Annotated in this window: 14 protein-coding genes; 7 read left to right on the top strand and 7 right to left on the bottom strand. The window is 61.4% G+C overall.

From position 1 onward, the window contains the following. Window positions 1-116: 116 nt before the first annotated feature. The 7 genes from OC610_RS05765 to OC610_RS05735 all read right to left on the bottom strand — a co-directional run bounded on the left by OC610_RS05765 (window position 117) and on the right by OC610_RS05735 (window position 11617). The gene (locus tag OC610_RS05765) at window positions 117-1787 is read right to left on the bottom strand and encodes a response regulator (RefSeq protein ID WP_264426964.1); all 1671 of its coding nucleotides are present in this window, start codon (window positions 1785-1787) and stop codon (window positions 117-119) included. Continuing rightward, a complete protein-coding gene (locus OC610_RS05760; RefSeq protein WP_264426963.1) occupies window positions 1784-3286 on the bottom strand; it encodes an ATPase domain-containing protein in 1503 nt (500 codons plus the stop codon). Before OC610_RS05760 ends, OC610_RS05765 begins: the two co-directional genes overlap by 4 nt. Window positions 3287-3439: 153 nt before the next feature. Next, entirely contained in the window at window positions 3440-4495 is a 1056-nt protein-coding gene (locus tag OC610_RS05755; RefSeq protein WP_264426962.1) for a HEAT repeat domain-containing protein, read from the bottom strand. A 301-nt stretch (window positions 4496-4796) separates the two neighbouring features. Then, a complete protein-coding gene (locus OC610_RS05750) occupies window positions 4797-6221 on the bottom strand; it encodes an efflux transporter outer membrane subunit (protein WP_264426961.1) in 1425 nt (474 codons plus the stop codon). Beyond that, window positions 6218-9397, bottom strand: a complete 3180-nt coding sequence (locus tag OC610_RS05745; RefSeq protein WP_264426959.1) for an efflux RND transporter permease subunit — start codon at window positions 9395-9397, stop codon at window positions 6218-6220. The genes OC610_RS05750 and OC610_RS05745 overlap by 4 nt, the downstream gene beginning before the upstream one ends. A 15-nt stretch (window positions 9398-9412) precedes the next feature. After that, entirely contained in the window at window positions 9413-10666 is a 1254-nt protein-coding gene (mexE, locus tag OC610_RS05740) for a multidrug efflux RND transporter periplasmic adaptor subunit MexE (protein WP_030138664.1), read from the bottom strand. A gap of 189 nt (window positions 10667-10855) precedes the next feature. Then, on the bottom strand, window positions 10856-11617 hold the full coding sequence (locus tag OC610_RS05735; RefSeq protein ID WP_264426958.1) for a substrate-binding periplasmic protein: 762 nt from the start codon (window positions 11615-11617) through the stop codon (window positions 10856-10858). A gap of 537 nt (window positions 11618-12154) precedes the next feature. Between OC610_RS05735 and tssB the strand changes: the two genes are divergently transcribed. The 7 genes from tssB to tssH all read left to right on the top strand — a co-directional run bounded on the left by tssB (window position 12155) and on the right by tssH (window position 21317). Further along, window positions 12155-12658 carry a type VI secretion system contractile sheath small subunit gene (gene tssB, locus OC610_RS05730; RefSeq protein ID WP_264426957.1) on the top strand — a complete coding sequence of 168 codons (504 nt, stop codon included), beginning with the start codon at window positions 12155-12157 and terminating at the stop codon, window positions 12656-12658. 35 nt (window positions 12659-12693) lie between these two features. Continuing rightward, the gene (gene tssC, locus OC610_RS05725) at window positions 12694-14229 is read left to right on the top strand and encodes a type VI secretion system contractile sheath large subunit (RefSeq protein ID WP_264426956.1); all 1536 of its coding nucleotides are present in this window, start codon (window positions 12694-12696) and stop codon (window positions 14227-14229) included. A 23-nt stretch (window positions 14230-14252) separates the two neighbouring features. Then, entirely contained in the window at window positions 14253-15605 is a 1353-nt protein-coding gene (gene tssK, locus OC610_RS05720; protein WP_264426955.1) for a type VI secretion system baseplate subunit TssK, read from the top strand. Beyond that, window positions 15602-16270, top strand: a complete 669-nt coding sequence (gene tssL / locus OC610_RS05715; RefSeq protein WP_264426954.1) for a type VI secretion system protein TssL, short form — start codon at window positions 15602-15604, stop codon at window positions 16268-16270. The genes tssK and tssL overlap by 4 nt, the downstream gene beginning before the upstream one ends. A gap of 8 nt (window positions 16271-16278) precedes the next feature. Further along, window positions 16279-18003, top strand: a complete 1725-nt coding sequence (locus OC610_RS05710) for an OmpA family protein (RefSeq protein WP_264426953.1) — start codon at window positions 16279-16281, stop codon at window positions 18001-18003. Between the two features lie 13 nt (window positions 18004-18016). Next, window positions 18017-18508 carry an Hcp family type VI secretion system effector gene (locus OC610_RS05705; protein WP_217861888.1) on the top strand — a complete coding sequence of 164 codons (492 nt, stop codon included), beginning with the start codon at window positions 18017-18019 and terminating at the stop codon, window positions 18506-18508. Between the two features lie 145 nt (window positions 18509-18653). After that, window positions 18654-21317 carry a type VI secretion system ATPase TssH gene (gene tssH / locus OC610_RS05700; protein ID WP_264426952.1) on the top strand — a complete coding sequence of 888 codons (2664 nt, stop codon included), beginning with the start codon at window positions 18654-18656 and terminating at the stop codon, window positions 21315-21317. The last annotated feature ends 122 nt before the right edge of the window (window positions 21318-21439 follow it).

Raw genomic sequence — 21439 nt, 5'->3', positions numbered from 1 at the left:
GGAGCGAGCTTGCTCGCGAAGAGGCCGGTACATCAAGCATCATCATCGACTGGCACTCCGCCTTCGCGAGCAGGCTCGCACAGGGGGAACGCGATCATCAAAGAGCCCGGCCGAACTCAAACCTTGATCATCTCCCGCACCTTCGCCGTCAGCAGATCAAACGTAAACGGCTTGGTGATCATCTGCATGCCGGGGTCAAGGAACCCACCGCGCACCGCCGCGTGTTCGGCGTAACCCGTAATGAATAGCACCTTGAGATCAGGGCGGATCTGGCGGCCGATTTCCGCCAGTTGCCGGCCATTCATGCCAGGCAAGCCCACGTCGCTGATCAGCAGGTCGATGCGCTGGTTCGATTGCAGAATCGGCATCGCGCCATTGGCGTCGCCGGCTTCGACGAAGGCGTAGCCCAACTCGCTCAGCACCGCGCTGACCAGGACACGCACCGCCGGATCATCTTCAACGATCAGCACCGTTTCGCCATCTTGCGCATAAGGCGCCTGTTGGGCGTGGACCAGCGGTTCGTCTATCTCCTCGCCAATGAAGCGCGGCAAGTAGAGATTCACGGTCGTGCCTTTGCCGACCTCGCTGTCGATGGTCACGTGGCCGCGTGACTGTTTGCTGAAACCATAGATCATCGACAGCCCGAGCCCGGTGCCCTGGCCGATGGGTTTGGTGGTGAAGAACGGGTCGAATGCACGATTGATCACCGCTTCGGGCATGCCGCAACCGGTGTCCTGCACGCTCAGCACGACGTAGTCACCGGGCTCCAGGTTGGTGTAGGCATCGGTGAAACCGGTATCCAGGTACTGATTGAAGGTCTGCACCACCAATTTGCCGCCGTCGGGCATGGCGTCGCGGGCGTTGAGGACCAGGTTGAGCAGGGCGCTTTCCAGTTGATTGGGGTCGGCCTCGGCGATCCAGAGTTGTTCGTCCAGGCGCATTTCCAGGCCGATGCTCTCATTGAGGCTGCGTTGCAGCAGCTCGCCCATGGACAGCACCAGGGTATTCATCTGCACGGCCTTGGAGTCCAGCGATTGCCGCCGGGAGAATGCCAGCAGTCGGTGGGTCAGGCCGGCCGCCCGATTCGCCGATGTCACGCCCAGGTCGATCAGACTGTCGAGGTCTTCGGTGCGACCGCGGGCCAGGCGTCGGCGCAGTAGTTCGAGACTGCCAATGATGCCGGTGAGCATGTTGTTGAAGTCATGGGCGATGCCGCCGGTGAGCTGGCCGACCGCTTCCATTTTCTGCGATTGGCGCAAGGCTTCCTCGTTGTGACGCAATTGGGCGGTGCGCTCCTCGACTTGCTGCTCGAGGGTTTCAAGGGTGTTCTGCAGCCGCAGCTCACTGTTGCTGAGGTCGATCAGGCGGTCCCGTGCGTCATATTGCCTTCGACGCCCGCGCAAGGCCGTGGTGACCAGGCTGACCAGCGTCACCGGGTGGAAGGGCCGCTCCAGGAACGTCACGTTGCCCAACTGGGCGCCGATGCGCGCTACCGGGTTTTGCTCCGGTCCGCCATGATGAGTCAGCAGGACGATGGGCAAGTCGGACCAGGCCGGTTGCTGTTCGATGCACTCGAACAGCGTTTCCAGATCCGGCCCGACCAGGGCTTCCGAGGAAATCACCAGGAGGCCTGCGCCGTGCTCCAGTTCCTCGCACAAATGCCCCAGGTGTTTACAAACGAGGCCACCGAAACCGGCTTCGTTGAGAATCATCAGGGCGATCTGGCTGTCCCGTCCCAGCGGCGCGAGGATCAGCGCCCGCTCGGACAGGGATTCGGCCGACGTCACTGTGAGTCATCCTCAAGCAGCGGGTTATCCGCTCCCATATAAGTCGGAACGCCACGCAATACACCTTGGAAAGCCTCCAGCGGCTCGCCGATGGTCATGCCCAACCTGCTGATGCGGTATTCGCGGATCGTGGATTCATGGCTGCCGGTCCGTTTCTTGATGATGGAAACCGCTCGGCGAACCTTGCCCAGCGCCTCGAAGTAACGCAACAGGATGACAGTGTCGGCCAGGTAGGTAATATCCACCGGAGCCTGCATGTCACCCACCAACCCGTGCTGAGCAACGGTCATGAACGTCGCCGCGCCCTTGCGGTTCAGGTAAAGCAGCAGCTCATGCATGTGCAGGACCAGGGCATTTTCTTCTGGCATGGCGGCCTGGTAGCCGTTGATGCTGTCGATGACGACGGTCTTGATGTTCGCGTCATTGACGCAACGCCGCACCCGGTGGGAGAACTCACCGGGAGACAGCTCGGCGGCGTCGACTTGCTCGATCAGCAGGTTGCCGGTCTTTTGCAGCTCCAGCAGATCGATGCCGATATTCTTCATCCGCTCGAACAGCAGGCCCAGCTCTTCATCGAAAATGAACAGCGCGGCTTTTTCGCCGCGATGTACAGCCGCCGCCGCGAAGATAAGGGAAATCAACGATTTGCCGGTACCGGCCGGGCCCAGGATCAGCGTGCTTGAGCCGGTCTCGATGCCGCCACCCAAGAGGGCGTCCATTTCCGCGATGCCGCTGGAGAGTTGTTGGCGAACGTATTGGCCTCGATGTTCGGCGGCCACCAGGCGAGGGAAGACATGCACGCCGTCGCCCATGATCGTGAAGTCATGGTAGCCGCCCCGGTATTTCTGCCCGCGGTATTTCACCACCCGGAGCCGGCGCCGCTCGGCACCGTAGTTCGGCGTGAGTTCTTCGAGGCGGATGACGCCGTGGGCCACGCTGTGCACGGTCTTGTCGAGGGACTCGGTGGTCAGGTCATCCAGCAGGAGCACGGTGGCGTCGTAGCGCACGAAGTAATGCTTGATCGCCAGGATCTGTCGGCGATAGCGCAGGGAGCTTTGCGCCAGGAGACGGATCTCCGAGAGACTGTCCAGCACGACTCGGGTCGGCTTGAATCGCTCGACCACTTCGAAGATCTGCCGGGTCGCTTCTCCCAGCTCCAGGTCCGAGGAATACAGCAGGCTCTGCTGGTGCTCGGCGTTGAGCAGGCTCTCAGGCGGGGTCAGCTCGAAAATGTGGATGTTTTCATCCATCGTCCACCCGTGGGAGGCTGCGCCCTGGCGCAGTTCACGCTCGGTTTCCGACAGCGTGATGTACAACGAGCGCTCGCCGGCCTCGGCGCCGGCCAGCAGGAAGTGCAACGCGACCGTGGTTTTGCCGGTGCCCGGTTCTCCTTCCAGGAGGAACACGTGACCGCGGGACAAACCACCGGAAAGGACATCGTCCAGCCCTTCGATACCGGTGGCGGCTTTTGCGCTGATCAACTCGTTAGATGTAGTCAAAAATAACCCTCTCATGACTAGGGAAGTGGGCAGCAGGCGGGGTAATGCCTGAAATGAAACTGCCTGAACACTTGACCTTTGACAGTGACAGCGGTTCCGCTTTCTTTGACAGAACGTGTACTGTTGCACAACTTTCGGAGCGCGCTTACCAACCTATAAACCTTGCTGTATCGCCGGGTCGTCGGGGTTCAACTGTTCCAATTGGGCCAGCAGGACCTGGACGTGTTGCAACTGGCCGGTTTCTTTCCAATAACTGATCAGCAACACCCGCGCATTACGGTCGGCGGGGTAGCGTTGGACGATTTCCTGGAGCTGTTTCTGCGCCGCTTCCACCTCCTGCTCGGCATGCAGTGTGGTCGCCAGGTCAAAGCGGTATTGCCGGTTGTCAGGCTCCAGCTCCACGGCTTTCGCCAAGCCTAGCACTGCATATTCACTTTGGCCGTGCTGCAGCAACCACATGCCCAGCGCATGTTGCAGGTAAGCCGACGATGGCTGGGTTTTCAATTCTCGGGCGAGCAACTGGCGTGCGGCTTCCCCCTGGCCTTGTTTGTCCAGCACGTCGATCTGCATGACCAGCGCCGGCAGGTTGCCGGGCTGTAACTGCAGCGCCTGTTCCAGCGCCTGCTGGGCTTTCTTCAGCTCAACGTTATGCGCATACAGCCGGGCGAGCTGGTAGAGGGTTTCGGCGGTGGGAGGGCCATCGTTCAACGCCTGCTTCCAGGTATCGACGGCAATCTGCATCGCCCCGAAATACAGGCCCAGTTCATCGGGCGACAGACCCAGCAGTGCATTCACGGCGGCGAATCGGACGTCCGGCTCGTTGTCATCCAGAAGCGGGCCGAGCAACAGGCTGCGCTGGGCGTTCGGCACCAGCCCGACGATGCTGGCGATGGCCGCGCGACGGACGTCCGGCGATTCGCTTTGCAGATCCGCCTGGGCCAGTTTCAAGGCTTGGGGGCTTGGGTAGTTGGGCAATTCCGCGTGCAGCCAGACACGGCGCTTGGGCGACAAGTCCGGCCGCCCCAGTTGCTGATACAACATTCGCGCGGCACCAGGTTGGCCGTTGCGTGCGTGTTCCAGGGCTTCGCTGTAGCCGCGCTTGATGGCCTCGGGGATCTGCGGCGTGGTGCTGCGCAGCCATATCGCGACGAGACCGATCGCCAATACAACGGCAAGACTGAAAAGCACATAGCGGCGAGACGAAGACATGCAGGTAATCCATAACCAGAAGCGTGAAGTGTCGCAAGCTTCGGTCAGGTGGAGGTTTGAGTCAAACCTTGTAACAGCAGTCATGAACCTGTGGGAGCGAGCTTGCTCGCGATAGCAGTGTGTCAGTCAATATCTACCTCACTGATCCGACGCCATCGCGAGCAAGCTCGCTCCCACAAAGGACCTTTCCACAGCGGGCCTTGGGCGATAAACAAAAAAAGCCCCGCGTCCGAATGAGACGCGGGGCAAACAATTGGTTGGTTGCGGCCAACCAAAGGAGCTCGGTTGGGAGGGGGAGAAATCAGTTGCTGGCGACGGTTTCCGGTTGCCAGCCGCCGCCCAGGGCCTTGTAGATCGCGACAATGCCGCGATACAGGTCCACTTCGGCCTGGGCCTGGCTGTCTTCGGCGGCCAGGCGTTCACGTTGGGCGTCGAGCAGCACGAGGAAGTCCTCGGTGCCTTCGCGGTAGCGAATCTCGGCCAGGTCTGCGGCGGCGCGGCTCGATTCGCTCTGGCGGATCAACGAGATCAGGCGCTGTTGACGTTTGCCATAGTCGCTGAAGGCGTTTTCCGACTCTTCCAGGGCCAGCAGCACTTGCTGTTCATAATTCGCCAGTGCGCCATCCGCTTCGGCGTTGGCACCGCGCAAGCGAGCCCGCACGCTGCCCAGGTCGAAAGCGGCCCAGGTAATGCTCGGGCCCAGCGCCCAGGCGTTAGCGGCCGAGGAACCGATCTGCGAGCCGCGTCCGGCGGTGAAGCCGAGGAAACCACTCAGGCTGACCCGCGGGAACAGGTCGGCCTTGGCCACGCCGATGCGCGCCGTGGCAGCGGCCAGTTGACGCTCGGCGCTGAGGATGTCGGGACGGCGTTGCAGCAATTGTCCCGGATCGCCAATCGGCAGAGCCTTCGCAATGGCCGGCAGCTGTCTAGGGCTCAAATCCACCGTCAATTTGTCCGGACGCTCGCCCAGCAAGGTCGCGATGCGGTTGCGTTGACGCGCCTGTTCGGCCTGCAATTGCGGCACGCTGGCTTCTACCGCGGCCAGGCGGGCATCGGCACGCACCACATCGAGCTGATCGCCGACGCCGGCTTCACGCAAGCTTTCGGTAATCTTGCGCGATTCCTGCTGGTTCTGCAGGTTCGCCAGGGCGATTTTCTCCCGCAGTTGCGCACCGCGCAGTTGGCCGTAGGCGTCCACCAGTTCGGCGATCATGGTCACCTGTAGCTGATACAGGTCGGCCTCGGCAGCCTGCTGGTCGGCATCGGTTGCTTCCAGGTTGCGCCGGATGCGTCCAAACAGGTCCAGCTCCCAGGCCATGTCCAGGCCCAGGTCGTAACGCTCGGAGTTGACCCGGTCGTCAGTTTGCCCCATCGGATTCTGACCTTTGCCCAGTTCGCTGCTGGCACGGCTGGTAATGGTCGGCATGACGTCGTTGCTGGCGTCGTCGCGAATCGCCCGGGCGGCCCGCAGACGGGCGAAGGCCACGCGCAACTCACGGTTGCCTTCCAGCGAACGGGTCACCAGCGCATTGAGGGTCGGGTCGTCGAATTGCTGCCACCAGACGCCTTCGAAGCGGGCGCGGTCGAAGTTCTTCTGGCCGGCGGCACCGTCGGTGGCAGTGGTGACATTCGCCGCCTCCGTTTGTGGCGCCTTGTAGTCCGGGCCCACGGCACAGGCGCTTAACGCCAACACCAGCAGGCTCGGCAGGAACGCTTTCACACTCATTGTTGCGCCTCCAGTTTCAAGGCACGGGCCGCCTTGCGGGCCTCGCTGCGCTCGACGAAGTTACGGATCAATACGTAGAACACTGGGGTGAGCAGCAGGCCGAAGAAGGTCACGCCGAGCATTCCCGAGAACACCGCGACACCCATGGCATGGCGCATTTCCGCACCGGCGCCGCTGGAAAACACCAGGGGCACCACGCCCATGATGAAGGCGAACGATGTCATCAGGATCGGCCGCAGCCGCATGCGGCAAGCTTCCAATACGGCTGCCAGCGGATTCAGGCCTTCAAGCTGCTTGTCCTTGGCGAACTCGACGATGAGGATCGCGTTCTTACAGGCAAGTCCTACCAGTACGATCAAGCCAATCTGGGTGAAGATGTTGTTGTCACCACCGGAGAGAATCACGCCGGTGATCGCCGAGAGCAGGGTCATCGGCACGATCAGGATCACCGCCAACGGCAGGCTCCAGCTTTCGTATTGTGCCGCGAGCACCAGGAACGCCAGCAATACGCAGAGCGGGAACACGAACAGCGCGGTGTTGCCCGAGAGGATCTGCTGGTAGGTCAGGTCGGTCCACTCATACGTCATGCCGTTGGGCAGTTCGTCCTTGAGCAGTTTCTCGATGGCTTTCTCGGCCTGGCCGGAGCTGTAGCCCGGGGCGGCGGCACCGTTGATTTCAGCGGTGATGAAGCCGTTGTAGTGCATCACGCGGTCCGGGCCCGAGGTGTCGCTGACCTTGATGAAGGTCGCCAGCGGGATCATCTCGCCACGGTTGTTGCGCACCTTGAGCTGGCCGATCTGGTCCGATTCGAGGCGGAACTGCTGCTCGGCCTGGACGTTGACCTGATAGGTGCGGCCAAAGCGGTTGAAATCGTTGGCATACAGCGAACCCAGGTAGATCTGCAGGGTGTCGAAGATGTCGCTGACGGCCACGCCGTGGGTCTTGGCTTTTTCACGGTCGATGGCGGCATCGACCTGCGGCACGTTCACGGTGTAGCTGGTGAACAAACCGGCCAGTTCCGGCACGCTGCGGCTCTTGGTGATGATGTTCATGGTTTCTTTGTACAGCTCGTCGTAGCCCAAGTTGCCCCGGTCTTCGATTTGCAGGCGGAAACCACCGATCGTGCCCAGCCCTTGTACCGGCGGCGGCGGGAAGATCGCCATGTAGGCTTCCTGGATTTCCGAATATTTGCCGTTCAACGCACCGGCGATGGCGCCGGCCGACATGCTCGGGTCCTTGCGCTCGTCAAAGGGCTTCAAGGTGACGAACACGATGCCGGCGTTCGGGCTGTTGGTGAAACCGTTGATCGACAGGCCCGGGAAGGCCACGGCACTTTCAACGCCCGGTTGCTTGAGGGCCAGGTCCGACATGCGCTTGATCACGTCTTCGGTGCGGTCCAGGCTCGCGGCGTCCGGCAGTTGGGCGAAGGCCACCAGGTATTGCTTGTCCTGGCCGGGCACGAAGCCGGTCGGCGTGGTGGAGAAACCGAAGAAGGTCAGCACCATCAGGCCAGCGTAGAGCACCAGGGCGATGCCGCTGCTGCGGATCACCCGAGCGACCGTGCCCACGTAGCCATGGCTGGCACGTTCGAAGAAACGGTTGAACGGACGGAACAGCCAGCCACCAAAAATCTTGTCCAGGAACTTGGAGAAACGGTCCTTGGGCGCGTCATGGCCTTTGAGCAACACCGCGGCCAGGGCCGGCGACAGGGTCAGGGAGTTGACTGCCGAGATCACTGTGGAGATGGCAATGGTCAGGGCGAACTGTTTATAGAACTGACCCGTCAGGCCACTGATGAAGGCGGCCGGAACGAAGACCGCGCACAGCACCAGTGCGGTGGCGATGATCGGGCCGGTCACTTCGCCCATGGCGCGCTTGGTCGCCTCCACGGGGGTGAGTCCCAATTCGATATTTCGCTCGACGTTCTCCACCACCACGATGGCGTCGTCCACCACGATACCGATCGCCAGTACCAGGCCGAACAGCGACAAGGCGTTCAACGAGAAGCCGAACAAGTGCATGACCGCGAATGTACCGATCAGCGACACCGGTACGGCGACCAGCGGGATGATCGAGGCGCGCCAGGTCTGCAGGAACAGGATCACCACCAGCACCACGAGGATCAGCGCTTCGAACAGGGTGTGGACCACCGCTTCGATGGAGCCACGAACGAAGATCGTCGGGTCATAGACGATGCTGTAGTCCATGCCGGCCGGGAAGCCTTTCTTCAGCTCTTCCATTTTCTCCCGCACATCGTTGGAGATCTGGATGGCATTGGAGCCAGGGCGCTGGAAGATAGGGATTGCCACCGCCGGCTGATTGTCCAGCAGCGAGCGCAGGGCGTATTGGCTGGAACCCAGCTCCACCCGAGCGATATCCTTCAGGCGGGTGATTTCACCGTTGGCGCCGGAACGAATGATGATGTTCTCGAACTCTTCTTCGTTTACCAGGCGACCCTGGGTGTTGACCGACAGCTGGAACGCCGTGGCGTTCGGTGCAGGCGGCGCGCCGAGGGCACCGGCGGCAACCTGGCGGTTCTGCTCACGAATCGCGGTCACCACGTCGGTGGCGGTCAGGTTGCGCGAAGCGGTCTTGTTCGGATCCAGCCAGACCCGCAGGGAGTAATCGCCCATGCCGAACAGCTGCACGTCACCCACGCCACCCAGGCGCGCCAGCTCATCCTTGATATTGAGCAAGGCGTAGTTGGACAGGTAGAGCATGTCGTAGCGTTTGTCCGGCGAGGTCAAGTGCACGACCATGGTCAGGTCGGGCGATGCCTTGTCCACCGTGATGCCGATGCGGGTCACTTCTTCCGGCAACTTGGGCTCGGTGCGGGTGACGCGGTTCTGTACCTGCACCTGGGCGTTGTCCAGATCGGTACCCAGGGCAAAGGTGATGGTCAGGGTGATCTTGCCGTCGGCGGTGGATTGCGAGGACATGTACAGCATGTTCTCGACGCCGGTGATGGCTTGTTCCAGGGGCGCGGCAACGGTTTCGCCGATGACCTTGGGGTTGGCGCCCGGGAAGTTGGCGCGCACGACCACGGTCGGCGGCACGACTTCCGGGTATTCGCTGATCGGCAACTGGAACAGCGAGATGGCGCCGGCGATCAGGATCAACAGCGAGAGCACCGCTGCGAAGATCGGCCGCGAAATGAAGAACTGGGAAAATTTCATCTTGAGTTCTGTCCCTTAACCGCGTGGGGACGCAGAGGCCAGTTTGCCTGCCGAACTGGACGCTGCCTTGGATGGCGCGACTTGTGGCAGGTTGCTGGCTTCGAGCGCTTTACGTTGTTGTGCCAGGGCGGCGAGGGTTTGCTCGCTGGCCATCGGCACGGTTTCAGGCGTAACCGGCGAGCCCGGACGGGCCCGTTGCAGCCCCTTGACGATGATGGTGTCGTCCTTGTTCAAGCCGTTGCGAACGATGCGCAGGCCTTCGATCTTCGGACCCAGCTCGACGGCGCGGTACGCAGGCTTGTTCTCGGCGTCCATCACCAGGACGAATTTCTTGCCCAGGTCGGTGCCCACGGCTTCGTCGTTGATCAGCACGGCGGAATAGGTGCCGCTGCCGACCAGTTTCAACCGGGCGTAGAGGCCAGGGGTGTAGGCGCCGTCCTTGTTGTCGAACACCGCGCGACCGCGGATGGTGCCGGTTTGCGGGTTGACCTGGTTGTCGACGAAGTTCATCTGGCCCAGGTGCGGGTTGCCCTCTTCGTTGGACAGGCCCATGTAGACCGGCGTGGCCTGGCCGCGCTGGCCCTGGCGGGCGAGTTGGGTGTACTTGAGGAAGACGCGTTCGTCGGCGTCGAAATAGGCGTAGACCTTGTCGGTGGACACCACGCTGGTCAGCGGCGTGACATCGGCGGTCACCAGGTTGCCAGCGGTGATTTCCGCGCGGCTGACACGACCGTTGATGGGCGAGGTGACCCGGGTAAAGCTCAGGTTCAGCTTGGCCAGGTCCAACTGCGCCTGGATGCCCGCCACGGCGGCGCGGGCTTCCTGGGCGGCGGTGGTGCGCGAATCCGCCAATTCAGCGGAAATCGCATTGCTCAAGCGCAGGCGTTCGCCACGCTGGGCCTCGTTCTCGCTGCGAGTCGCGGTGGCGCGGGCCTGGGCCAGTTGGGCTTCGAGACGACGCACTTCAGCCTGGAAGGGGCGAGGGTCGATCTGGAACAGCAGGTCGCCTTTCTTGACCAGCGCGCCTTCGGTGAAGGCGACTTCATCGATCTGCCCCGAGACACGTGGGCGAATCTCGACGGTTTCCGGTGCTTCGAGGCGCCCGGTGAACTCATCCCATTCGTTGACGGGCTGCTCCAGTACCTTGGCCACACTGACTTTGGCCGCCGGCATGGAAGCTGCCGTTTCGGGGGTCTTGCCGCAAGCGCTGATCACCAGCACCGCCAACAGTGCGAGGGGAAAGCGCAATTTAGAAAGTGAATGTTCCATGGATAGCATCCGCCAAGTGTATTGAGATGGGCGGATGATGCGTGTCGAGGCGCAGAGGAACGAATCGAATGAAACAAAGGTAACTATCATTCGGAATGATATAAGCCATCGATGAGCCCTCTAGTCCGGGGCTTTCGTTAGTAGGCTATCAATTTGGCTGATGTCTCGTCAGGTTGGCCTTGTCATTTGTCACGGCACGTAAATGTCATGGATTCGCTTGATTTCGCCTTCTTTGCGAAGGGCCTCCACGGCCCCCCGCAAGTCTTCGACGATTTTGGGCGAGCACTGCCGTGAACAGGCGAGGTAAAGCTCGGCGCTGCTGCCAACCGAACTCATCAGCAATTTGCGCTTGGACACTTTCGGCCAGATATAGCGGCTCTCGGGAACACCGTTGAACCAGGCATCGATACGCCCCATCAGCAGCAATTGGGCGGGGTTGTCGCCAATGGCCAGGGGGTAGATCTGCTCATCGCTGAAGCCCTCGGCACGCAGGATATCCTCTTGCGCGCTGCCGAGGCCGACCCCGATCTTGCGGTAGGTTTCTCTCGCTTGGGCGAAGCTGTTCACTCGACGGTCAAGGCTGAAGAAGGCGCGCTCCATGGGCATGATCGAAGCGATCCAGGTGAATCGGTCCTCACGCACGGGTATGCGCGAGAGGGGCGTGATCAGATAGTCATGTTCCTCACTGACGTGTTTCTGTGCCCGGGCCCAGGGCAACACGTGGATTTTCACGGCGTAACCGGCCTTGGTCATGGCCGCCACGGCAACATCGCCAACGATGCCATGGCCCCTGGGATCGTTGACGAACGTCAGCGGAGGCGCATCGAGGATGTGCAACTCCAGCTCCAACGGCTCAGCGCCCGCATGAGTCACGACCAACAGCGGAATCAAAAGACAAAGCCCGTACAGCGCTTTGAGAGGCAGATTCGAAACGCGCTTGCTCGGGGTCATGATGGGGGCTTCAGGCATTGGAAAATAATGTGCCCATTCTACGGGGCAGCGCCGCAGACAGGTGCTTCAGGCCTATGTTATGTGAAGCAGCACACCCAAAAGTGGTTTCGCCGCGTTCGTTTCGTCCGGACACGTCATCTGTTACGTCGGCCTGACTGCGTGTCTATGAAAGGTATAGATCATTTGGACGACAAAAGCCTGGGACTTGTGATCGGTCTTTCAAAACGGAGACCTCAAAGGATGTTTAAAGTCGCGTTGTTCCTAATTCCGCGTCTGTAATTCTTTTCCTACATAAGTTGTTTGTTCGAGCAATTACGCGTTCATTTCGCGTTGTTTGTAAGTTTTTTCTGTAGGGCCCCGTCCCCCTTTTTGTGAGCCTATTCCTTTTTGTTCAGAGGGGTGGATTTAAGCTATCCGGCGTTGTATTTCGTCGCTACATTAAGACGGCGAAAAGCGTGAATGCAGGATGCGGGATGCAGGGTGAAGAGCAGCGAAGATGTTCAATCATTGCCTGCCAACATTTTCAAAGGAGCAAGTATGGCATCGTACAGTTTTCAAAATGAAGTGCCCAAAAGCAGGGTCAATATCAAACTCGATCTACACACTGGGGGTGCACAGAAAAAAGTTGAATTGCCGCTGAAACTGATGGTGATGGGGGACTACAGTAACGGCAAGGAGCAGCGCCCGTTATCGGAGAGGGGGAAGGTCAATATCGATAAACACAACGTCGACAACGTCCTTGAGGAATTCTCCCCCCGCCTGGCATTCGCTGCGTGCAACACGCTGACGGGTGATGGGGCGGATATGTCCGTTGAACTGAATTTTCAACGGATGAAAGATTTTGAACCGGAGCAGGTGGCCCGCCAGATTCCGCAGTTGCGGGCGTTGTTGGCCATGCGCAACCTGTTGCGCGACCTGAAGTCGAACCTGCTGGACAACATGACCTTCCGTCACGAATTGGAGCGCATCCTCAAGGATGATGCCCTCAGTGATGAACTCCGAACTGAACTGGCGGCATTGGCGCCAAAAGAAGTCCGCTAATTCATTTCGCCGGCAGGCCATAAGAGTATCTATATATGTCTACTGAAAGTTTTAACGTGCAATCGCGCGGCGCTACAGTGTTGGCTGAAGATAAGGGCGTTTATGCGGCTCTGTTCAGCAAGATAAATTTGAACCCTGTCGCTGAGCTGGGAAATATCGAAACTTTCCAGCACGCCGAGGCGTTGTCCGAGGCATCGGTTGATGAACGGGTCACTGCCGCTGTCAGTGTGTTCCTGAAGTTGCTCAAGGAATCAACGCAGAAAGTTGAGCGACTGGACAAGGTGCTTCTCGACGAACATATCGCTTCGCTGGACACACAGATCAGTCGTCAACTCGATGCGGTCATGCATCACCCGGACTTCCAACGCGTCGAATCAACCTGGCGCGGCGTCAAGTCCTTGATCGACCAGACGGATTTTCGCCAGAACGTGCGCATCGAATTGCTGGATATCAGCAAGACTGACCTGGTGCGGGATTTTGAAGACGCCCCCGAAATTGCCCAGAGTGGTTTGTACCTGCATACCTACACCCGCGAATACGACACGCCAGGCGGGGAGCCAATCGCGGCCGCCATTTCCAATTACGAATTCGATCGCAGCCCGCAGGACATTGCCTTGCTGCGCAATATTTCGAAAGTGGCCGCGGCGGCGCACATGCCCTTTATCGGTTCGGTGGGGCCGGCATTCTTTGGCAAGCAATCCATGGAGGAGGTGGCCGCCATCAAGGACATCGGCAATTACTTCGATCGAGCCGAGTACATCAAGTGGAAGGCCTTCCGTGACAGTGACGATGCGCGTTACGTCGGCCTGACCATGCCGCGGGTCCTGGGGCGCTTGCCCTATGGGCCGGATACCATTCCCGTGCGCAGCTTCAACTACGTCGAAAGCGTCAAGGGCCCTGATCACGACAAGTATTTGTGGACCAACGCGTCCTTCGCCTTTGCCGCCAACATGGTCAAGAGCTTTATCGCCAATGGTTGGTGCGTGCAGATTCGTGGACCTCAGTCGGGGGGCGCGGTCACGGACCTGCCGATCCACTTGTATGACTTGGGTACCGGCAACCAGGTCAAGATTCCATCGGAGGTGATGATCCCGGAAACCCGCGAGTTCGAATTCGCCAATCTCGGCTTCATTCCCCTGTCGTATTACAAGAACCGCGACTACGCCTGTTTCTTCTCCGCCAGTTCAGCCCAGAAACCTGCGTTGTACGACACGCCGGATGCCACCGCCAACAGCCGCATCAATGCGCGCCTGCCTTATATCTTCCTGCTCTCGCGCATTGCCCATTACCTGAAATTGATCCAGCGCGAAAACATCGGGACCACCAAGGACCGTCGCTTGCTGGAGTTGGAACTCAATAAGTGGATCGGCGGGCTGGTGACCGAAATGACCGATCCCGGCGATGCCCTGCAGGCCTCGCACCCCCTGCGCGATGCCAAGGTGACGGTGGAGGACATCGAGGACAACCCGGGGTTCTTCCGGGTCAAGTTGTACGCCGTGCCGCACTTTCAGGTCGAGGGCATGGACGTCAACCTGTCGCTGGTTTCGCAAATGCCCAAGGCGAAAGCCTGACTTAATCCCGAGGAAACGACGCCATGAAAATCGATCGTCCCTTGTGGACGTCCGGCACCCTATTGTCTGCGCAACAGTTTCAGCAACAAGCGCGCTGGGAAGCGTGGGTCAACGAGCAGCTCGCCAGCCTGGCCTTGGCCCACCCTTGGGGCGTGAAGGTTGTTGAGTTTGACGCCGACGCATTGCGCCTGGGCAAGCTCAAGGCTACCCGCCTGAGCGTGCGCATGCCCGACGGCAGCCTGCTCGACAGTGAACGGGTGGATCGCCTGCCGCCGGGGCTGGAGTTGTCGCGGTTGATGAGCGACGACGCCGGGCAGGTGCTCGTGCTGCTGGCCTTGCCCTTGGAGCAGGCCAACGGCAACAACTGCCTGATGCAGGAGGGGCGGGCTGACCGACCCACCCGCTATCGCCAGGACTGGCGGCCGGTCCAGGATCTGTATGCAGACGAAGTCCAGTCGATCGCCGTGCTGGAACACGCGCTGACGCTGCGTCTGGACAAGGACGACAACGGCGACTACCTGACCTGTCCCATCGCGCGCCTGGTGCGCGAAGGGCAGGGCAGTTGGAGTCTTGATCCGACCTATGTGCCGCCGCTGCTCAGTTTTGCCGCGCATCCGGGGCTCCTGGTCCAGCTGGACAATCTGTTGACGCAGTTGTCAGCCAAGCGACAGCGGCTCATGGGCATGCGTCGAGAAAGCAACCAGCGCATGGCCGATTTCGCCGTCGCCGATGTGTCGTTGTTCTGGTTGCTCAATGCCTTGAACACCTACCAGCCGGTGCTGGCCGATCTCAAGGCATATCCGCAACGCCACCCCGAGCAGGTCTACCTGGAACTGGCCAAGCTGGCCGGCAGCCTGCTGACGTTTTCGCTGGAACACGACATCGACAAGATTCCAGCCTATCGCCATGAGCACTTGGAAACGGTGTTCCCGCCGCTGATGCGCTGTATCGCTACGTTGCTGGAAGCGAGCCTGCCGTCGCGCGTCATCGCCCTGACGCTGGAGCACAGCGCCAATCGCTGGCAAGTGACGCTCAACGATGCTCGGCTTCGTGAGCCCGACGGGGCTGACTTCTACCTGTCGGTGCGCTGCCAGTTACCCGCGGCACAGCTTCAGGATCAGTTTCCTCGCCTATGCAAAATCGGCGCGCCGGCGGATGTCGACGAGCTGATCAACGCGGCGCTCGATGGCGTCCCGCTGAAACCCCTCAACCATGTGCCAGCGGCCATCCCGCTGCGCCTGGAAAACCAATACTTCGCCCTCGACCTTGGCCATCCCAAGGGGCAAGCCATGCTGACTTCGGGGACTTTCGCTTGCTACGTGCCCAGCACCTTGTCGCAAGTCCAACTTGAACTGTTTGCGGTGCTACGTACATGACTCTGAATTTCTCGAAAAAACCGGGCGCACTGACGACGGATATCGACACCTTGCTCCAGGACAGCTATCTGCTGGTGGTCCAGCTACGCCAGGGCCTGTCGGTGCCGGACACCAAGGCCCTGCAAAAACTTTGCCTGAACCAGGTCGAGCAGGTCCGGGAGCAGCTTGAACAGATCGCCATGGACCCGCGCGACATCGAGCACATCAACCACGCCCAATGCGCACTGCTGGATGAGGCGGTGCTCCTCTGTACCAAGGGCGAGGTACGGACTGAATGGACCTGTGAACCGCTGCAGGCCAAGTTGTTCAACCGGCATCAGGCCGGTGAGTCCCTCTACGAGGAGATTCGCCTGGTGTTGCGCGAATCGTCACCGGATCCGCGGGTGCTGACGGTGTTTCATCGAGTCCTGATGCTGGGTTTCAAAGGTCGTTACGCGGACCTTGCCGACCCTGGGCGCGAGCAAGTATTGGAGGCCCTCGAAGCACGGGTCACCTCTCTGAAAATCAGCGCAAGCCTGGTGACCCGTAAGGGCGGTCGCCTGGCCCGGTACCGATCCCCCTGGATGCACGGCATGGCGGTGGCGCTACTGCTCGTCGGCATCTGGTGGACGATGGACCGCTGGCTGACCGGCGTGGTTGCTTCCCTCATGCCCGGCCAGGCGTGAGGCGCCTTATGACAATCCAGTTGCAACGAGTCCTTTGGCTATGGGCCGGGATCCTTGTCCTGGCATTGCTGCTCATGCTCCCGCTTGCCGCATGGATACGCGTGGTCGTCATGCTGGGCATGGTGAGTGTCACGGCGGTGGGTTGGGTCATGGCCAACCGGCGTGTCGCGCGTTTGCGTGAATCGGTGAAACTCGCCGCCAACGTGTCCGTGCCCCCAGCCTCGTTTCGTCGGCCTGTGGTGCTGGTCTGCGGCGATGGCCTGGACGGTTTGTTCGGCAGTATCCCCGAACTGGAGTTGGCCGTACGGGTGACCCATCAAGGTTGCTATGTACGTGTACCGGCGCTCGATCAGCTCCCCAATGTGACCGAGAGCATCCTGGCGTTGCGTCCGGGATGGGGCGCTCAGCTCAGTGTCATGTTCATCATCAACCCCGCGGCACACAGCGATGAAGCTGAACTGGCGGGGCGGATACGGACGTTTCGTCATCAAGTCACGCTGGCGGGTCATGGGACGTCAATGCCGCTGACGATCGTGAGCTATTTCCATGCACCGCGGTGCGAGGCTCCGTGGTTCTGTTGGACGGGTGGCCAGCCGAGTCCTCGCGTTCTTGATGCCGGAGCCAGCGTCGACCTGGCCGATTGGCTCCGGCAGCCCACCGACTCACCCTTGCGGGCGATGCGGATGCAGGCCGGCGTGCAGTTGAACAATGCAGTGCAATGGCTGCACGAGAGCGTGCTGCCGCACTTCAATGCTCGTGCTGTCGGTGCGGATCGAAGCTCGGCGGTGTGCTGGGTCATCAGGCCGGTACCCGCATCGACTGAAGGAGTGGAAGGGAATCTCTGGGCGCAGCGGCTACGCGACAAGGTAGCGCTGGTCGACCCCAGGCGAGCCATCACGAAGGCGGTGTTGCCGTTTCCGGATACTGTGCTGAGCCTGATTCCATTGCGTGCCCAGCGCACGTCCCGACAGCACGCCAGCGTCCTGGCGATATGGATGTTCGGAATCGCTGGCGCGGTCGCCCTGGTCAATTCGGCATGGCAGAACACCTTGCTGGTGCGCCAGGTCACTGACGACCTGCGTCGTTATGCGCCGCTCCTGGCGGTGGAGTCGCAACTGCAACAAACCTCCCATCGGCGTCAGGAAGCCGAGGCCGTCCTCGGTGAAGCCGCGCATCGCCTGGACACCTATCACCGACACGGCGAGCCCCTTTCGTTGGGCCTGGGATTGTATCGCGGCGCCCCTCTGCGTGAGCCGTTGCTGGCGGTTCTTTCCCATCGCCGGGTGTCGTCCGGGTCCATGACTTTGCCAGCTTCCCAGCCGGTGAGACTGGACAGTTTGTCGCTGTTCAGTCCGGGCAGCGCGCGGCTCAAGCCTGACTCCACCAAGGTGCTGGTCAATGCGCTGGTCGGGATCAAGGCCCAGCCCGGCTGGTTGATCGTCATCGCCGGGCACACCGATGCCACGGGCGATGCCGCGCAGAACCTGCGGTTGTCCCGCGAACGTGCTGCCGCCGTGCATGAATGGATGCTGCAGGTGGGCGGCATTCCCGACAGCTGTTTTGCCGTGCAGGGGTTCGGCGCCAGCCAACCGATTGCCGGCAATGATACCGAGGCGGGGCGCGCAGCCAACCGTCGCGTCGATATCCGTCTGGTACCTGAGGTGGGCGCTTGCGTATTCCCCACGACAGGGCCGGACAGTCACCCCCCCGTCGCATCCCGCGACGATCTATGAAAAGGAGCTTCACATGGCAATTCCCGTTTACCTCTGGCTGCAAGATGACGGCGGCGCAGAGATCAAGGGTTCGGTGGATGTGCAAAAGCGCGAGGGCAGCATTGAAGTCATCGCCCAGGACCACAGCCTGTACATCCCGACCGACAACAGCACCGGCAAGCTGACGGGCGCGCGGGTTCACACGCCGTTCCTGTTTTCCAAGGAAATCGACGCTTCCAGTCCCTACCTCTACAAGGCCGTGACGACCGGCCAGACCCTCAAGAGCGCCGAGTTCAAGTGGTACCGCATCGATGATGCCGGGCAGGAAGTCGAGTACTTCATCACCAAGCTGGAGAACGTCAAGGTGGTGAAAGTCGCGCCAAAAATGCACGACATCAAGGACCCGACCAAGGAGAAGCACAACCACCTGGAACAGATTGAGTTGCGCTACGAGAAGGTCACCTGGACCTACAAGGACGGCAACATCATCCACTCCGATTCCTGGAGCGAGCGCCAAAGCGCCTGACGCGCGGGCTTCGACAGGCCGCCTGCGCCTGTCGATTGCCGGTGTGCTGGGTTGAGCGTCCGTTCGCGGGCGCTCAGCCAAGCACATCCGTTTTTCGCCCATCGCTTGCCCGATCACAACCGAAACCCGCACAAGGATGCCACCCATGGTACAGAGCCCCACGCGTCTGCTTCGCCGTCTGAATCCCTATTGCGCCCAAGCCCTGAGCGACGCGGCGTCGCTGTGCCAGAGCCGGGCCCATGCGCACATCACCATCGAGCATTGGCTGCTCAAGTTGCTGGGGCAGGGCGAGGGCGACCTGACCGTCATCGCGCGCCGTCACGAATTGGACCTGGAGGCGCTTTGGTGTGGCTTGCTCAGCCACCTCGATAACCTGCCGCGCAGCGTCCAGGCCAAGCCGCAGCTGTCGGAGCCGTTACAGCAGTTGATCAAGAGTGCCTGGTTGCGCGCCTCGCTGGATGATGACAACGAACGGCTGCGCTCCGCCCATCTGCTGGGGGCGTTGATGGACGCTCCCGGCCTGCTGGCCTGCGAAGCGGCCTGGCCCTTGCTCAGCCTTGGCGAGCCGCAGTTGCAGCGGTTGTCCGGGTTGCTGGATCACATCTCCGAAGAGCGTCCCGATGCGCAAGCGCTCGTCGTCGGCGGGACGGACGGGGCGTTGAGCGAGTCTGCCGTCGGCGCTACCGCGATGCCCGATGTGCGGCGGGCGCTGTTGGACAGATTCACCCAGGACCTCACTGCCCGGGCCGGGGAAGGCCAGATCGATCCGGTGTTCGGTCGCGACGATGAAATACGCCAGGTCATCGATATCTTGAGTCGCCGACGCAAGAACAATCCGATCCTGGTCGGCGAGCCCGGCGTGGGCAAAACCGCGCTGGTCGAAGGGCTGGCGCTGCGCATCGCCCAAGGCGACGTGCCTGACAGCCTCAAGTCGGTCAGCGTGCGGGCGTTGGACTTGGGCTTGTTGCAGGCCGGTGCCGGGGTCAAAGGTGAGTTCGAACAGCGCCTCAAGAGCGTGATTAATGCGGTGCAGCACGCCGAAACCCCGATCCTGCTGTTCATCGATGAAGCCCATACGCTGATCGGCGCCGGCAACCAGGCGGGGGGCGCGGATGCGGCAAACCTGCTCAAGCCCGCCTTGGCCCGTGGCGAGTTGCGCACCATCGCCGCCACCACCTGGAGTGAGTACAAGCAATACTTCGAACGGGATGCGGCATTGGAGCGACGCTTCCAGCAGGTCAAGGTCGACGAGCCGGATGACGCCAATGCCTGCCTGATGTTGCGCGGGCTCAAGGCCCGGTACGCCAGCCACCACGGTGTGCACATCCAGGATGCGGCGGTGCAGGCTGCCGTCAGCCTGTCGCGGCGCTACCTCACGGGGCGCCAGTTGCCCGACAAAGCCGTTGATCTGCTGGACACTGCCAGCGCGCGGGTGCGCATGAGTGTCGATTGCGAACCCCAGGCGCTGGTCCGGGTCAAGGCGCGGCAAGTCGCCCTCGAACTGGAGCGCCAGGCCCTGGACGCGGACCAAGGCCTGGGCGGTAGCGTTGACACCGAACGGCTGATGCAAATCGCTGCGCAACACGCCGAGTTGGAGCACGCTCGGGTCGAGCTGGAGCGTCAATACGGCCAAGTGCTCGAGTTGTCCCAGCAGTTGCTCGACGCTCGCGAGGCCGAGCCCATGCAGCGGGCCGAGTGCGCGCGCTTGCAGCGGCAACTGGATGCAATCCAGGGCAAGCAACCCTTGTTGTTCCTCGACGTCGATGCCCGCAGCGTGGCCGAGGTGATCGCCGACTGGACGGGCGTGCCCCTGGGCAGCCTGCTCAAGGACGAACAAACCCACCTGCTGGAGCTGGAACAACAATTGGCCGAGCGCGTCATCGGCCAAGCCCCTGCACTCAATGCGCTGGCCCAGCGCCTGCGGGCGGCGAAGACAGGGCTCACCGATGACAAGGGGCCTTTGAGCGTCTTCCTATTGGTGGGCACCAGCGGCGTCGGCAAGACCGAAACCGCCCTGGCCCTGGCCGACAGCCTGTTCGGCGGAGAAAAAGCGCTCATCACGCTCAACCTTTCCGAATATCAGGAAGCCCACACCGTCAGCCAACTCAAGGGCTCGCCACCCGGCTACGTGGGGCATGGGCAGGGCGGTGTGCTGACCGAAGCCGTGCGCCAACGGCCTTACAGCGTCGTGCTGCTCGATGAGGTGGAAAAAGCCCACCACGACGTGCTCAACCTGTTCTACCAGGTGTTCGATCGCGGTTTCATGCGTGACGGGGAAGGGCGCGAGATCGACTTTCGCAACACCGTCATCCTCATGACCTCCAACCTGGGCAGCGACGCACTGCAAGCCTGTCTGCTGGAGCAACCCGACGCACCGGACAGCACACTGCATGAGCTCATGCGGCCGATCCTGCGCGGACACTTCCAGCCGGCCCTGCTGGCGCGCTTCCAGACGCTCATCTATCGCCCGCTGCACGTCGACGCCCTGCAATGCATCGTCGCCATCAAGCTCGACCAGGTGGCCAAGCGTTTGCAGCGCCACTACGGCTTGGCCTGTGACATCGATGACGCCCTGAGCGAGGCCTTGGTTGCGGCTTGCCTGCTGCCCGATACCGGGGCGCGCAACATCGACAGCCTGCTCAACGAACAGATCCTGCCGGTGCTGAGCCAACAATTGCTGCAACGTCGGGCCGCGCAGTTGCGCACACGCGGGGTGCACCTGGGTTATTGCCAGGAGGAGGGGATTACCCTGCGCTTCGTCGATGGCGCGGACGCCGCCGAGACTGTCGTCAAGGAGCATGCGCAATGAACATGCCCATGCCGACCTTCTTCGACCACAGCCGCCACACCCTGCGAATCTCCGGCCTCGACGCCCACCTCGACGTCCTGGCCTTCACCGGCGAGGAACACCTGAGTCGTCCCTACCTCTAT

It is taken from the genome of Pseudomonas agronomica (assembly GCF_025917275.1).
Lineage (GTDB): Bacteria > Pseudomonadota > Gammaproteobacteria > Pseudomonadales > Pseudomonadaceae > Aquipseudomonas > Aquipseudomonas agronomica.
Note: the sequence above shows the minus strand (reverse complement) of the source record. Positions and strands in the feature narration are given on the sequence as shown.

Bases quoted from the DNA above. Each gene is read 5' to 3' on its own strand.
- OC610_RS05755 (WP_264426962.1), bottom strand. From the start codon at position 4,495: ATGTCTTCGTCTCGCCGCTATGTGCTTTTCAGTCTTGCCGTTGTATTG.
- OC610_RS05750 (WP_264426961.1), bottom strand. From the start codon at position 6,221: ATGAGTGTGAAAGCGTTCCTGCCGAGCCTGCTGGTGTTGGCGTTAAGC.
- OC610_RS05745 (WP_264426959.1), bottom strand. From the start codon at position 9,397: ATGAAATTTTCCCAGTTCTTCATTTCGCGGCCGATCTTCGCAGCGGTG.
- mexE (WP_030138664.1), bottom strand. From the start codon at position 10,666: ATGGAACATTCACTTTCTAAATTGCGCTTTCCCCTCGCACTGTTGGCG.
- OC610_RS05735 (WP_264426958.1), bottom strand. From the start codon at position 11,617: ATGACCCCGAGCAAGCGCGTTTCGAATCTGCCTCTCAAAGCGCTGTAC.
- tssB (WP_264426957.1), top strand. From the start codon at position 12,155: ATGGCATCGTACAGTTTTCAAAATGAAGTGCCCAAAAGCAGGGTCAAT.
- tssC (WP_264426956.1), top strand. From the start codon at position 12,694: ATGTCTACTGAAAGTTTTAACGTGCAATCGCGCGGCGCTACAGTGTTG.
- tssK (WP_264426955.1), top strand. From the start codon at position 14,253: ATGAAAATCGATCGTCCCTTGTGGACGTCCGGCACCCTATTGTCTGCG.
- tssL (WP_264426954.1), top strand. From the start codon at position 15,602: ATGACTCTGAATTTCTCGAAAAAACCGGGCGCACTGACGACGGATATC.
- OC610_RS05710 (WP_264426953.1), top strand. From the start codon at position 16,279: ATGACAATCCAGTTGCAACGAGTCCTTTGGCTATGGGCCGGGATCCTT.
- OC610_RS05705 (WP_217861888.1), top strand. From the start codon at position 18,017: ATGGCAATTCCCGTTTACCTCTGGCTGCAAGATGACGGCGGCGCAGAG.
- tssH (WP_264426952.1), top strand. From the start codon at position 18,654: ATGGTACAGAGCCCCACGCGTCTGCTTCGCCGTCTGAATCCCTATTGC.